This is a genomic window from Neptunicoccus cionae (assembly GCF_014643735.1).
In the GTDB taxonomy this organism is placed as follows: domain Bacteria; phylum Pseudomonadota; class Alphaproteobacteria; order Rhodobacterales; family Rhodobacteraceae; genus Amylibacter; species Amylibacter cionae.
Genome location: NZ_BMKA01000002.1, coordinates 702,520 through 716,652, shown reverse-complemented (window position 1 = coordinate 716,652; position 14,133 = coordinate 702,520). Strand labels below are relative to the sequence as shown.

At 59.3% G+C, this 14,133-nt stretch carries 12 protein-coding genes; 5 read left to right on the top strand and 7 right to left on the bottom strand.

The window, feature by feature from the left end:
* Positions 1–113 precede the first annotated feature (113 nt).
* Both IEX10_RS08725 and IEX10_RS08720 read right to left on the bottom strand, forming a co-directional pair.
* On the bottom strand, positions 114–890 hold the full coding sequence (locus tag IEX10_RS08725; RefSeq protein ID WP_188673464.1) for an enoyl-CoA hydratase-related protein: 777 nt from the start codon (positions 888–890) through the stop codon (positions 114–116).
* 30 nt (positions 891–920) lie between these two features.
* Complete coding sequence (locus IEX10_RS08720; protein ID WP_188673461.1) at positions 921–1,796, bottom strand: crotonase/enoyl-CoA hydratase family protein; 876 nt, start codon at positions 1,794–1,796, stop codon at positions 921–923.
* Positions 1,797–2,163: 367 nt separating this feature from the next.
* Here IEX10_RS08720 and IEX10_RS08715 point away from each other — a divergent pair, with 367 nt between their 5' ends.
* The 4 genes from IEX10_RS08715 (at position 2,164) to IEX10_RS08700 (ending at position 9,254) form a co-directional block, all read left to right on the top strand.
* The gene (locus IEX10_RS08715; RefSeq protein ID WP_188673458.1) at positions 2,164–3,195 is read left to right on the top strand and encodes a phosphotransferase family protein; all 1,032 of its coding nucleotides are present in this window, start codon (positions 2,164–2,166) and stop codon (positions 3,193–3,195) included.
* A gap of 97 nt (positions 3,196–3,292) precedes the next feature.
* On the top strand, positions 3,293–4,855 hold the full coding sequence (locus IEX10_RS08710; RefSeq protein WP_188673454.1) for a class I adenylate-forming enzyme family protein: 1,563 nt from the start codon (positions 3,293–3,295) through the stop codon (positions 4,853–4,855).
* Positions 4,856–5,001: 146 nt separating this feature from the next.
* Positions 5,002–6,141 carry an efflux RND transporter periplasmic adaptor subunit gene (locus IEX10_RS08705; RefSeq protein WP_188673451.1) on the top strand — a complete coding sequence of 380 codons (1,140 nt, stop codon included), beginning with the start codon at positions 5,002–5,004 and terminating at the stop codon, positions 6,139–6,141.
* Positions 6,138–9,254, top strand: coding sequence for an efflux RND transporter permease subunit (locus IEX10_RS08700; RefSeq protein ID WP_188673448.1), 3,117 nt, complete (start codon positions 6,138–6,140; stop codon positions 9,252–9,254). Before IEX10_RS08705 ends, IEX10_RS08700 begins: the two co-directional genes overlap by 4 nt.
* A 35-nt stretch (positions 9,255–9,289) precedes the next feature.
* Here the strand turns inward: IEX10_RS08700 and IEX10_RS08695 are convergent, their stop codons facing one another.
* Complete coding sequence (locus tag IEX10_RS08695; RefSeq protein ID WP_188673445.1) at positions 9,290–10,468, bottom strand: alpha-D-ribose 1-methylphosphonate 5-triphosphate diphosphatase; 1,179 nt, start codon at positions 10,466–10,468, stop codon at positions 9,290–9,292.
* 104 nt (positions 10,469–10,572) lie between these two features.
* Here IEX10_RS08695 and IEX10_RS08690 point away from each other — a divergent pair, with 104 nt between their 5' ends.
* Positions 10,573–11,259 (top strand): DUF1045 domain-containing protein, encoded by a 687-nt coding sequence (locus tag IEX10_RS08690; protein WP_188673442.1) that lies wholly within the window; start codon positions 10,573–10,575, stop codon positions 11,257–11,259.
* Here IEX10_RS08690 and phnN read toward each other — a convergent pair.
* Genes phnN through IEX10_RS08670 form a run of 4 tightly spaced genes read right to left on the bottom strand, consistent with a single transcriptional unit; the run spans position 11,231 to position 14,104 of the window.
* Positions 11,231–11,782 carry a phosphonate metabolism protein/1,5-bisphosphokinase (PRPP-forming) PhnN gene (gene phnN / locus IEX10_RS08685; protein ID WP_188673440.1) on the bottom strand — a complete coding sequence of 184 codons (552 nt, stop codon included), beginning with the start codon at positions 11,780–11,782 and terminating at the stop codon, positions 11,231–11,233. The genes IEX10_RS08690 and phnN overlap by 29 nt on opposite strands.
* Positions 11,782–12,465, bottom strand: coding sequence for a phosphonate C-P lyase system protein PhnL (gene phnL, locus IEX10_RS08680; RefSeq protein ID WP_188673437.1), 684 nt, complete (start codon positions 12,463–12,465; stop codon positions 11,782–11,784). Before phnL ends, phnN begins: the two co-directional genes overlap by 1 nt.
* 2 nt (positions 12,466–12,467) lie before the next feature.
* Positions 12,468–13,238: a phosphonate C-P lyase system protein PhnK gene (phnK, locus tag IEX10_RS08675; RefSeq protein ID WP_188673435.1), complete on the bottom strand. Its 771-nt coding sequence runs from the start codon at positions 13,236–13,238 to the stop codon at positions 12,468–12,470.
* Complete coding sequence (locus IEX10_RS08670) at positions 13,235–14,104, bottom strand: alpha-D-ribose 1-methylphosphonate 5-phosphate C-P-lyase PhnJ (protein ID WP_188673432.1); 870 nt, start codon at positions 14,102–14,104, stop codon at positions 13,235–13,237. The genes phnK and IEX10_RS08670 overlap by 4 nt, the downstream gene beginning before the upstream one ends.
* Between the last annotated feature and the right edge of the window lie 29 nt (positions 14,105–14,133).

Below are 14,133 nucleotides of genomic sequence, written 5' to 3'. Positions count from 1 at the left end.
GTTGAACGAATGTTTCCTGCCCCGTTCCTCTCGGGGTGGACTGTCTTGTGATCCTTCGGAGGGGATCTCCGCACCGGACGTCGCTCGCGTTCGGGGGTGTTTTCAGCGCGCGGTTACGACTGGAAGCGCGGCGCGCGTTTTTCTTTGAACGCGGCCAGACCCTCGGCAAAATCACGGGTTTCACCAGCTTCTTTTTGAAGTTTGCGTTCTGTGGAAAGGGCACCGGCAAAGTCGCTGTCAGCTGCGCTCCACGCGGCTTTGCGGATCAGGCTGTAGCTTTGGGACGGCCCCTGTGCCAGCCGTGCAGCAATGTCCAACGCGGTGGCTTCGACCGCGCCGTCATCTGTCACCCGTGTGATCAAGCCCCAGTCAAGCGCTTGTTCAGCGGGGATCTTTTCTGCCAGTAGCATCATTTCCATTGCACGGACCCGCCCGACGGCTTTGGTCAAAAGCCATGTCGCACCGCCATCAGGGATAAGGCCGATACGGGCGAAAGCCTCTAGGAAATAAGCGCTTTTACCGGCCACGATAATATCACAGGCCAGCGCAATAGACGCACCGACCCCCGCCGCCGCACCGCGAACGGCGCTAATCACTGGCACCTCCAGATCGCGGATCGTCAGCATCAGGGGATTGTATTCTTTTTCCAGCGTCTCGCCCACGTCAAAGCCGGTGGTGTCATCCGGCATAGCCGCGTTTAGATTGGCGCCTGCGGAAAAGGCCCGCTCGCTGCCTGCCAGAACAATTGACCGCGCGGTTTTTGACTCGCTGATCAGCAGGTCGCGCAAGGCACCGGCCATATCCGCTGTCATAGCGTTCATCGCTTTGGGATCGTTCAGACGCAGGGTGGTCACCCCGTCCTTGCGCTCTACCAAAATCTTGTCAGTCATTTCGTGTCCTCCCAACACTTTACTGATATTTCAGGCCCAAGGGGGCTCGTTCCACCAAGGATAGAATCCGGGCATGTCAGTGCTGACACGGTCCGGAAATTCGGCTTGTCGTTTTTCAAAGAAGCTGGAGATACCCTCGGCGGCATCACCCTGTGCATTGCGTGCAGCAACGGCGCGGCTGTCGATCTGGTGGGCCATCATCGGATGGGGCGCTCCGGCCATTTGCCACAACATCTGACGGGTCATGGCCACAGAAACCGGCGCGGCGTTATCGGCAATCTCGCGCGCGATGGCATAGGCCGCTGGCAGCAGGTCGTCCGGCGCATGAATGGATCGGATCAATCCCGCCTCCAACGCTTCCTCGGCGCCAAAGACACGGCCCGAGTAGCACCACTCCAACGCGGTGGACAGGCCAACAGCGCGGGACAGGAACCAGCTTGAAGCGGCTTCGGGCACGATCCCGCGTCGGGTAAACACAAAGCCGAACTTGGCGGTGTCAGACGCGATACGGATGTCCATCGGCAGTTGCATGGTGCTGCCGATCCCGACAGACGGCCCGTTCACCGCCGCGATCACCGGCTTGAGGCATCGAAACAGGCGCAAGGCTAGCATCCCGCCGGAATCGCGGTTTTGCGGGTTGTTCCATGTGGTCGGATCGGTGGATTTCGGGTCCAGATCCGCCGACGAAAACGCATCTGCATCATCCAGATCGGCACCGGCACAAAAGCCGCGCCCTGCACCCGTCACGACTATGGCGCGCACATCATCAACTGCATCAGCGATATCGAGCGCCGCAATCATTTCGTCCATCATGGTGTCGTTGAACGCATTCAGCTTTTCGGGCCGGTTCAAGGTCAACGTCATGACGTTGTCGGAAATATCCGTTTGAATAGTCGAGAAAGTCACCCCTGCCTCCCGAACTGGCACAACGCTGCTGGGCCGCCGAGCGGGCGAATTGTTGTTCTGCTACATCTGGAACAGGCCGTTGGGCGCATAGTGGGAAAGCTCTTTTAGTGTCGGACAGTAATACACTGATAAGAAACGCTGCCCCTGTCAATATGATTGTCGCCTGACGCTACGGAGGACGGAAACCGGCGCAGTAAGCCTTTATGCTATGCCAAGGTTGCGCGGGTTCCCAGACCGATCTCGCCCTCGCGCCGTAAGGTTATTTTGCGTCGGTGGGAAAACCGTTGACCCTGTGGGTTCTGCTATTTATGTCCTATTGTCACACACTAAATGCGCAAATCACCACAACGACGAGACACCTAGACTCATGGCAATCCAACCAGATTTCGACCCCCGTATACTCGGAACCATATTGGGAGAGCCTGTGACGCTCGCTCCGGTGACAAGCGGGCAGTCCAACCCGACGTGGTTCGTCAGCACCCCGACACGAGAACTGGTTCTGCGCAAGAAACCGGCAGGCGTCATAGCCTCCAGCGCCCATGCGGTAGATCGGGAGCACCGCGCGATGTCAGCGCTCGCGGGTAGCGATGTGCCGGTGCCAGAGATGGTGATGTTTGAGGATGATCCGGCGGTCATCGGAACGCCGTTCTATTTGATGGAGCGGCTTTACGGTCAAGTGTCGGAAACCAGTGATCTGCCAGCTCTTTCGTCAGAGGAGCGGGGGGCGGTGTTTCACGACGCTGCGCGGGTTCTTGCCGCGGTTCATAGTGTGGACTGGCAGGCTGCTGGGCTTTCGGATTACGGCAAGACACGCGATTATTACCCCCGTCAGGTCCGCCGCTGGGCGCGTCAATGGGACACGGCGAAAGACGCTGGTATGGAGGCGGCGTTCAGCAACCGGATCGACGCGCTGGCCGGCTGGTTTGCAGAAAACATCCCCGCAGAAAGCCCGACGACGCTGGTCCACGGGGATTACCGGATCGGCAATCTGATGTACGGCACCAAACCTGCACGAATCGAGGCCGTGCTCGATTGGGAGCTTTCGACGCTGGGTGATCCCCTGTCGGACCTTGCCCATTGGATGATGTTTTACGACCTGTCACCCGACCAGATGGGAGGCTTGGCGGGACTCGATCTTTCGACGCTCGGGATACCTGATGGTGCCGCGTTTCTGGATCAGTACCGCGCCAGCGGTGGGTGTGATGTTCCCCTGACAAGCTTTCACCGCGCCTTTGCCATGTATCGCATGTCTGTAATCCTCGCCGGTATCACCGCGCGGGCGCAGGCAGGGCAGGCGGCCCATGATGATGCGGTTGCCGTGGGCGCAATGGCGCCGGAGTTTGCACTGCTTGCCGAAACGCTGTTGTCTGGTGATAAGGCGCAACAGGCCATCGGGTGATTGTGCAGTAACGTCGTTATTGTAACGCATCGTCGCCGGACCTAGCCTTCGCAAAACCGCACCAGCGGCCTGAAAGTCCCTTCAAGAAAGTTCAGATATGACCCTGACGCCCACCACCCGCAAGGAAGTTCACTTCAAAGACCGCGCAGTGACCTGTTTTGAGGATCGGGCCAAGCAGGTGATGGAGCAGATCGACGGCATCATCACCCGTTTTGCAGACCGCACGGCCGTTGTGGATGAACGTGAGAGGCTTAGCTACAAGCAGTTGTCGGATCGGGTGGACGGATGCGCCGCGCAGTTGCAAAAGCTCGGCCTGTCGGGCGAGAGCCGTGTCGGGTTGATCCTGTCCAATCGGTTGGAGTTTGTGGTTTCCTTGCTTGCTATCTGGCGGCTCGGGGCGGTTCCGGTGCCGATGAACGTGCGTGAAGCTGCACCCGAAACCGCCTTTATCCTGAACGACTGCGGTGCGGCCGGTCTGATCTACGACCCCGCCCATGATGCTGCCATTCCGGCGAAAGACGATGTGCCAGATCTGAAATGGCGTCTGGACATCGACAGTATCGAACGCAGCGCCCCCGACGGATTTGATCCGGCTGCGCCTGCGATGGATGAAGACGATCTGGCCTGTATCCTTTACACCTCTGGCACCACCGGAAAACCCAAAGGCGCGATGCTGACCCATCTCGGGATTATTCATTCGATGCTGCATTTCGCCCATCATCTGGAACTGGATGAACAGGATGCGGCCCTTCTGGTGGTGCCTGCAACCCACGTGACAGGGCTGATTGCGCTGGTGATGACCAGTCTCGGGGTTGGGTCCAAACTGGTCATGCAAGAGGCATTCAACACCCGCGCCGTGCTGGACGTGACCCAATCCGAAAGGATCAGCTATTCGGTGATGGTTCCGGCTATGTATAACCTGATCCTCCTGCGCGAGGATCTGACGCAGTTTGACCTCAGCTCTTTGCGCATCGGTGCCTATGGCGGTGCGCCGATGCCGGTGCCGACGATTGAAAAGCTGGCGGAACTGGTGCCCGACCTGACCTTGGTAAACGCCTATGGCGCCACTGAAACCACCTCTCCTTCAACGATCATGCCACTGGATGCGGACCGCTCGGCGTTTGACACTATCGGCAAACCTGTGGCCTGTGGTGAAACCCTGATCATGGGTGATGACATGCGCGAATGTCCCACGGGGACGGTCGGGGAAATCTGGATTCGCGGCCCGATGGTTGTGGCTGGTTACTGGAACCGCCCCGATGCTACCGCATCCGAATTTGTCGGCGGGTTCTGGCGTTCCGGTGATATGGGGGCGATGGATGAACAGGGGTATGTGCGGATATTCGACCGGATCAAAGATGTGGTTAATCGCGGCGGCTACAAGGTGTTCAGTTCCGAGGTGGAAAGCGTGTTGATGACCCATCCCGATGTGGCAGAAGCTGCGATCATCGCCAAACCCTGCGCTGTATTGGGTGAGAGGGTTCACGCAGTGATCTGCCCCAAATCCGGACAGCTGGACGAAACCGCGCTCAACGCCCTATGTGCTGCGAACCTGAGCGACTACAAAGTCCCCGAGAGCTATTCGATCTCTGAAACGCCCCTGCCGCGCAACGCGAATGGCAAGGTTTTGAAGCGGACCCTGAAAGAGACCTTCCTGTAACGACTTGGCTTTTACCTTTTTTGTCGGGTAACGTAGATTTCATTGAAATCCTCTGTCTTCCGCGTTCTGCGGGGGCCGACTTGTGTAATACTCTGCACAATTGAACGGGCCGGAAAGGCCAGACAGAACCGACAAGGACAAAACCGATGAACGTCTTGCGCCAGATTATCCTCTGTGCAACGGCCCTTGCTGCGGCGCTTTATATCTGGGCCACCTACGTGCCTTCGGCAGCCCCTTTTCTCGCCAAACTCGGCATCGAAATTGCGCAGCCTGAAGACACTGGTGCGGGGCGCGGTAGGTTCCAACGGGGGCCGGCACAGGTGGTGACAGCATTGGTCAGCGAACAGACCCTTGCCGACCGGATCAGTGCGATCGGGGACGGGCGGGCGCTGCACTCTATCGCGGTACGCGCCAAGGCGGTGGGGTTGATTACCGAACTGCCCTTGTCGGCGGGCGGCTATGTTGAGAAGGGGCAGGTGATTGCCCGTCTTGAGGATGAAGCCGAAACCATTGCAGTAGAGCAGGCCCGCGTCAGGCTGGAGGATGCTCAGGCCGCAGCAGAGCGTATTGCGCGGCTGGAAACTACAGGGGCTGTAACCGAGGTGCGCCTGCGGGAAACGCAACTGTCCTTGCGCAATGCGGAACTGGCCTTGCGACAGGCAGAATACAATCTGGAACAACGCAAGATCGAAGCGCCGGTCTCCGGTTATACAGGGATCATCGACATTGCGGTGGGGGACCGTGTTAACGCGCAGGATGTTCTGGTCACGATCACCGACCGCTCGCAAATCCTGATAGATTTTCGCGTCCCCGAACGGGTGATTGGCAAGATTAAAACCGGACAACCGTTCACAGCTACCCCGCTGGGTCTGCGGAATGTGGAAATGACCGGAGAGATCAGCGCGGTTGATACCATCGTGGAGCGCACCAGCCGGACCTTGCGGGTGCAGGGGCAGCTCGACAATGAGGCGGATCAATTGCGCGCGGGCATGGCCTTTTCGGTCGGTCTGAGCTTTCCGGGGGAAACGCTGCTGTCTATCGCGCCGCTGGCGTTGCAATGGTCCAGCGACGGAGCGTTCGTCTGGGTGCTGCGCGATGGCAAGGTCCACCGCGCCGCGCTGGAAATCCGGCAGCGCAACAGTGACAGCATCCTTGTGGACAGTGATTTTCTGAAACCGGGCGACGAGATCGTCACCGAAGGCGTGCAGACACTACGCGGAGGGGCCGAGGTTGTGCTGTCTAAAAAGGCCGCAGCTGTTCAGAAAGGCATCGGGGATCGCACATGACTGCGCCAGCTGAAGAAACGGCTCCGGAAGGTTTGGCGTCGGGGACAGCCCTTTTTGTGCGCCGCCCGATCCTCGCCTTTGTGCTGAACGCGCTGATCGTACTTGCCGGAATTGCAGGGTTCTTCGGTGCGGAAATCCGCGAACTGCCGAATGTGGACCGCCCCGTGGTCACCGTTACCACACAGTTTTCTGGCGCGGCCCCTGAAACAGTAGATCAAGAGGTCACAGGCCGGATCGAAGGCGCTGTCGGGCGTGTTGCAGGTGTGCGATCCATCTCGTCCAACTCCCGTTTCGGGCGCAGCCGCGTAACGCTGGAATTTGACGACAAGGTAAACATCGACATAGCCGCGACAGATGTGCGTGATGCGGTGGCGCGGATCGTGAACCAGCTGCCCGACACGGCTGAACAGCCCCAGATCGTCAAAGCAGATGCCAACGCGCAGGCTGTGATGCGGATTGCTGTAACGTCTTCTGGGCGCTCTCCGCAGGACCTGACACGGATCGTGCAGGATCGGGTCGAGGACCGCCTGATCTCGGTGGACGGGGTGGCGGATTTACAGGTCTACGGCGACCGCGATCCGGTGTTTCGTGTGGACATCGACCAGTTGGAACTGGCCAGTCGCGGGCTGACACTGGCGGATGTGCGCAACAGTCTGGCGGATGTGGCCTATGACTCCCCATCGGGTGATCTCGCCGGCGACAGCCAGTCCATTAATGTGCGTACCACGGCGAGTGTAGCCACGGCGGCGGCCTTTGAAGCGCTGGAAATTCGCACCAACGTGGTCCTTGGCGATGTGGCCCGTGTGACCCTTGGGCCAGCACCGGGTGAGACCGTTTTGCGGGCGAACGGACAATCCGGCCTTGGCATCGGGGTCATCCGGCAGGCCACATCCAACACGTTGGAAATTTCCAAGAATGTCCGCGCTGTGGTGGCCGAACTGGACGCGACACTGCCCGAAGATGTCAGCATTTTTGTTACCTCCGATGATGCGGTCTTTATCGAAGGCTCTATCACCGAAGTGGTGAAGACCCTTCTTCTGGCAGTGTCGATTGTGGTGATTGTGATCTTCATCTTTCTGCGGGATTTTCGCGCCACACTTATACCCGCGCTGACCCTTCCGGTGGCGCTGATCGGGGCGCTGGCGGCGATCTATCTGGTGGGGTTCTCTATCAATATCCTCACCCTTCTGGCGTTGGTGCTGGCGACGGGGATGGTGGTCGATGATGCCATCGTTGTGCTGGAAAATATCGTGCGGCTGCGCAGTCAGGGCATGGGACCACGGGCGGCGGCGGTGCTGGGCACGCAGCAGGTGTTCTTTGCGGTTGTGACCACGACAGCCACTCTGGCAGCGGTGTTTATTCCGCTGTCCTTCCTACCCGGACAGGTGGGCGGGTTGTTCCGCGAATTCGGCTTTACACTGGCGATTGCGGTGATGTTATCCTCGGTTGTGGCGCTGACTTTCTGTCCGGTTCTCGCCAGCCGTCTGCTAACGCGCAAGCCACAATCAACGGACCAGAAGGGACCGATGATCTGGCTGGGGGGTGTCCTGTCGCGCAGCTACGCCACTGCCCTGCGTGCGGTTCTGGCCGTGCCCTTTGCCGTTGTACTAGTGGCGGTGCTGTTCACTGTGACGGCCGCGTTCATGGCGGGGGGCATCCGGCAGGAACTGACCCCGCGCGAAGACCGCGCCGTTGCCCTGCTGAGCTTGACAGCATCCCAAGGGGTGTCCCTGTCCTACACACAAAGCAAGATGCAGCAGATCGAGGATGCGGTCGAACCTCTGCGGCAAAGCGGTGAGATCACAAATGTGTTCTCCATCACCGGATTTGGCGCAGACAATCGCGGGTTCATGGTGTTCACCCTTGCCAAATGGGATGAAAGAGAGCGCTCGCAACAGGAGATTGTGTCCCAGATCAATCGCGGTCTGCGGGATATTGTCGGCGTGCGGGCCTTTGCGATCCAGCCCAATTCGCTGGGCATCCGGGGCGCTGGGCGCGGGCTGGCCTTTGCCATCACGGGGGATAATTACGGGCAGCTGGCGGACGTGGCCGAGACTCTGGTGGACCGGATGAACGAAGTGCCGGGCATGGGCAAGGTGCAGTTGCAATACGAAACCACCCAGCCACAGCTTTTCGTGCAGATCGACCGCACGCGGGCGTCTGATCTGGGGATCGACATCACTGGTTTGGGCGAAGCGTTGCAGGCGGTTCTGGACGGGCGCAAGGTGGGCTCGGTGTTTATTGATGACACCAGCTACGACGTGCAGATGTTGTCCACCGCTGATCCTGTAAATGATCCGGGCGATCTGGAAAACATCTTTGTGCAGACAGGCGACGGCCAGATGGTGCCCATGTCGAGCTTTGTGACACTGGAGGAACGGGCCGTGGCACCGGAACTGGACCGCGAGGGGCAGAAACGCTCGGTCGAGATCACGGCTGGCCTGACACCGGACTTGTCGCTTGGCGATGCGCTGGCAAGTGTCGAACGGTTGGGCGAGGAAGTTCTCTCCGAGGAAAACTTCATCGTGCCGCTGGCCGAAGCTGCGACACTGGATCAGACGAACGCTGGCCTGTTCGTGACCTTCGGCTTTGCCATTCTGGTGGTGTTTCTGGTGCTTTCGGCCCAGTTTGAAAGCTTTATTTCTGCGGTGGTTGTCATGTCTACCGTGCCAATCGGACTGGCCTGCGCGGTTTTTGCGCTGGTGCTGACGGGGCTGAGCCTGAACGTCTACAGCCAGATTGGTTTGGTGATGCTGATCGGGATCATGGCCAAGAACGGTATCCTGATCGTGGAATTTGCCAACCAGTTGCGCGATCGCGGGCAGGATGTCTACAGCGCCATTCTGGAAGCCTCCACCGTGCGGTTGCGTCCGGTGATGATGACGATGACCTCAACCGTGATCGGCGGCGTGCCTCTGATCCTGTCATCAGGTGCGGGGGCCGAAGCCCGTGAAGCGCTGGGCTGGGTGATCGTGGGCGGGCTGGGACTGGCGACAGTATCGACCCTGTTTCTGACCCCAGTAGCCTATCTTCTGCTGGCACGGTTTTCGACGCCAAAGGCAGCGCAAGAGGCCCGTCTGAAAATCGAACTGCAAGAGGCGCAGGCAATCTGAGCACTGCCTGCACCTGAACTTTGAACGCTTGCAATCTAGCCGACGCGCTGCCCGTTGCTCCACACGCCTTTGATGCAGGGCAGATGATAGGACAGGGAGAACGCCAACAGATCGGCCCGCTTCCCGACAGCGATTTCGCCACGATCCTGCAAATCCACCGCGTGCGCAGGCTGGTGTGTCACGGTGCGCAGGCCGGTGGCCATATTGCCCTGTTCCAGCCCCAGACGCACCGCTCCCATCAGCAGGGACGACGGCGCGTAATCCGAACTCAGCACATCCAGAACCCCGTCCTGCACCAGTTCCTGCGCGGCAACATTGCCGGAATGACTGCCCCCGCGCAGCAGGTTGGGTGCGCCCATCATCACGCGGATATCGGCGTCCTGACAGGCCTTCGCAGCTTCAAGGGTCGTGGGAAATTCTGCCACCCGCACGCCTTTGCCAATCGACATATCCACATCCGAAACCGTTGTGTCATCATGACTGGCAAGCACGGCGCCCAGGTCTCGCCCGATCCGTGCTGCGCCTTCTTCGTGAACGGCGCCGTATTTTTCGTGAATGGCGTAGAGCATTTCGTAATGGGCGCTGATCTCTGTCGGTGTCATCCCGTATTTGCCCCGCAGGTATTCGTCCATTTTGCTTAGGTCGCGGAACTGCCGCTGGCCTGGGGTGTGATCCATAAGGCTGACAATCCCCACCCGATCCGCGCGGCTGAATTCTTCCATTTCCGCGATCAGTGTCTCAGAGCAAATCTCGGCGCGCAGATGCAGAAAGTGGCTGATCCGCATGGCACCGCTGTTTTGCAGGTCCAGAATATCATTGGCCAGTTCGCGGGCGTATTTGCGATAGTTCGTGGTTGTCTGGCTGACCGAAGATCCAACCCGCAGCGCATCAAATACCGTGGTGATCCCGACCGAGGCCAGCTCTGCATCATGGGCGATTGCTGCTGCTTTGGTTGGCCATTTCACACCGGGGCGCGGCTGCATGTGCCGTTCCAGATTGTCGGTGTGCAGCTCGACCAGACCCGGTGACAGGAAATCGCCCCCCAGATCAATCGCCCCGTTAAGTGCGCTGTTGCCGGTATCGATGGCTGTGATGATCCCGTCTTCGACGCGCAGTGTTCCGTTGATCACATCGTCTTTCAAAACGATGCGCGCGTTGGTGAGGGTCAGGGACACACCGTTGAGGGCCTCGGCCGCGCGATCAGTGTCTTTCATAATTCTACTACCAGTTTTAGTTGCGATTTTAGAGTCTAATGTCATGAGGGTGTAACATCTTGATGTCTTATATCCGGCCCAGAGCAAAAGGAGCCCGAGCGACCATGCACCAGCGTTATGCCGTCTATTTCACACCGCCGACCGACCATCCCCTCGCCGCATTCGGGGCGGGGTGGCTCGGTTGGGATATAGCCAAGGGCGAACCCGCAGCGCATCCGCGGCTTGACGGGTTGCCGCTGCCGGTGGACCAGATCACGGCCACGCCGCGGCGGTACGGGTTGCACGGCACGTTGAAAGCGCCCTTTGTGTTGCATCCGGATTTTTCGGCAGAGGATCTGCTGCACGCTGTGCGGGAATACGGCAGCCAGCAGGGGCCGGTCGAAATCGGCCTGCTGAAGCTGGACAGCATTAAGCAGTTTATCGCCCTGCGCCCTGCCGATCCCGATCCAGCCTTTGTTGCGCTGGTGGGGGATGTTGTAATGGCGCTGGACCGGTTCCGCGCGCCGATGGACCCTCAAGAACTGCAACGCCGCCGAGGCACGAACCTGTCGCCTCGGCAGGACGAGTTGCTGCGGCTTTGGGGCTATCCTTATGTGCTGGACGAATTCCGGTTTCATGTGACGCTTTCAGGAAGTCTGAGCGATAACCAGCAAGCGCAGACACGCGCGGTGCTGGAGAAGACTCTTGAACCCCACCTGAAAAGACCCTTCATGCTGAACGCGCTTTGCCTGTGCGGGCAGTTGGAAAACGGGTGTTTCCAGATCATCGAACGGGTTCCTCTGCGGGGGTAAGGGCCGCGACCATGTGGTCCACCGCGAGCTCAAGCGGGCCGGAGTTGTCGATTTCTATGGTGCGCGCGGGTGTGGTGAACCCAAGATTTGAGCGCCGCAAACGGGCCTCGATGTCCAAAAGTGTTTCGCGGCCTCTAACGATCAGGCGCTGGCGTAAGACATCAGGTGTTACGATCAGTGAAATCACCGTGACATTCGGGTACTTCCGTAGAATTTCGGGTATTGCCGCACGAGAGCCGTTGAAGACCACATCGCGGTCCGCTGCCAGCGCGTGATCCATCGCGACAGGGATGCCATAGCAGGTGTTATGGGCGGCCCACCACAAGGCAAATTCACCGCGGACCTGCATGGCCTGAAAGGTCGCGCGACTGACGCCGTCGATCGCTTCACCGCCTGCATCACCTGCGCGTGTGATAACCCGCTGGACCCGCTCTACATTGGAGCAGCGCAGCAATGCAGCGTCCAGAACCGTATCCTTGCCCGCCCCAGACGGGCCGACAATCGTAAACAACCGTCCCGCCATTACGCTGCTGCCTTTGGTGCGAATTCGATCACGTCGATTTCGCGGGTGCAGACTTGTTTGCGGGCGGACTCGTCGTGAAAAATGCCGACAATCGCGGTCCCTCGTTCCTTAGCCGTTTCGATCAGCCCGAGCACGGTTTCACGGTTGCGCCCGTCAAGGCTGGCCGTGGGTTCATCCAGCAACAACGCGGGATAGTCATAGGCAAAGCCCCGCGCGATGTTCACACGCTGTTGTTCGCCCCCCGAAAAGGTCAGCGGCGACAGATCCCACAGCCGTTCCGGGATGCGCAGCACAGACAACAGCTCACTAGCGCGTTTCAGTGCCTGATCACGGGGGGTGCCCAGTTGTAACAGCGGTTCGGCCACTACGTTCAGCGTTGGCACCCGTGGCACGACCCGCAGAAACTGGCTGACATAGCCAAGCGTGTGTTTGCGCATCTGCAATATCTCGCGCGGTTCGGCCTGTGCCACGTTCAGACCGCCGACACGAACCTCGCCACTTTGGGTCAGATAGTTGCCATAGATCATCCGCATCAGGGTGGATTTGCCCGCGCCTGATGCCCCAGTCAGCCCGACACATTCGCCGGCATTAACGGTCAGATTGCCATTCCCCATTACGGGGATCACCGCGCCGCCCTGATTGTGGAGCACGAAAGATTTGGTCGCGTTTTTTACTGAAATCATAGTCACACCTGTAGAACCGAAGAAACGAGAAGTTGGCTGTAGCTGTGCTGTGGATCATCCAGCACCTGATCCGTCAGGCCGGTTTCCACCACATGCCCATCTTTCATAACCATCAGCCGATCCGCCAGCAGGCGCACCACGGCAAGGTCATGGGTTACGATGATGGCGGACAGACCCAGATCGCGGACCAGCTCGCGGATCATGTCCAGCAAGCGGGCCTGTACCGAAACATCCAAACCGCCGGTGGGTTCATCCATGAATACCAGCCGCGGTCCTGTCACCAGATTGCGGGCGATTTGAAGCCGTTGTTGCATTCCACCAGAAAAGGCGGTGGGACGGTCGTCGATACGATCCTCGCGGATTTCGACGCGGCCCAGCCAGTCCGTGGCTTGCGCACGAATGTCGCCGTAGTGCCGCGCGCCCACAGCCATCAGCCGCTCGCCCACATTGCCACCGGCACTGACACTCATGCGCAGCCCGTCGCGGGCGTGTTGGTGAACAAAGGCCCAGTCGGTGCGCCCCAGCATGCGGCGCTCGGGTTCGGACATGGTTACCGTGTCTTTCAAACCATCGGTCTTGGTATCAAACAGAACCTTGCCGTGATCCGGTTCCAGATGCCCTGCCAGACAGTTCAGCAACGTGGATTTGCCCGACCCGCTTTCCCCGACAATGCCCATGACTTCGCCGGGATACAGATCAAAGGACACGTCCTTGCAACCGATCCGCTGGCCATAGTTTTTCGACAGGGTCTGTACGTCCAGTAAAGGGGTCATGCCGCATCCTTTCTGTACGGGGTGCCTTCAACCCCGAGGTGCCCCGCCTGACGGCGGCTTTCGCAGTAATCTGTGTCCGAACAAACAAACATCCGCCCGCCGTCATCATCCACAATCACCTCGTCCAGATAGGTATGATCCGCCCCGCAAAGCGCGCAGGCGCCTTCGGCCTTGCTGGCCTCAAACGGGTAGTCCTCAAAATCGAGGCTCACCACCTGCGTATAGGGCGGGATCGCGTAGATGCGCTGCTCGCGGCCCGCACCGAACAGCTGGATCGCGGCCATTTCCATCTTGGGGTTGTCAAAGCGCGGGATCGGGGAGGGATCCATCACATAGCGCCCTTCCACCATGACCGGATAGGCATAGGCGGTGGCGATCTGGCCGTGTTGGGAAATATCCTCGAACAGTTTGACGTGCATCAATCCGTATTCTTCCAGCGCGTGCATCTTGCGGGTCTCTGTTTCACGGGGTTCCAGAAAACGCAGGGGTTCGGGGATCGGGACCTGATAGACCAGTATCTGATCTTCGCTCAGCGGCTCTTCGGGGATGCGGTGGCGGGTCTGGATGACGCTGGCCCGCTTGGTGGATTGGGTCACTGCCACGGCGGCGGTCTTCTCAAAGAACCGTCTTATCGACACTGCATTTGTGGTGTCATCCGCACCTTGGTCGATCACCTTTAACGTATCGTCCGGCGTCAAACAGGCCGCCGTTACTTGCACACCGCCCGTGCCCCAGCCATAAGGCATCGGCATTTCGCGGCTGGCAAAAGGCACCTGATAACCCGGTATCGCCAGCCCCTTGAGGATCGCGCGGCGGATCATGCGTTTGGTCTGTTCGTCCAGATAGGCGAAGTTATAGTCGCTCATATCACTGGTCCTTATGTCTTGGTTGGTCA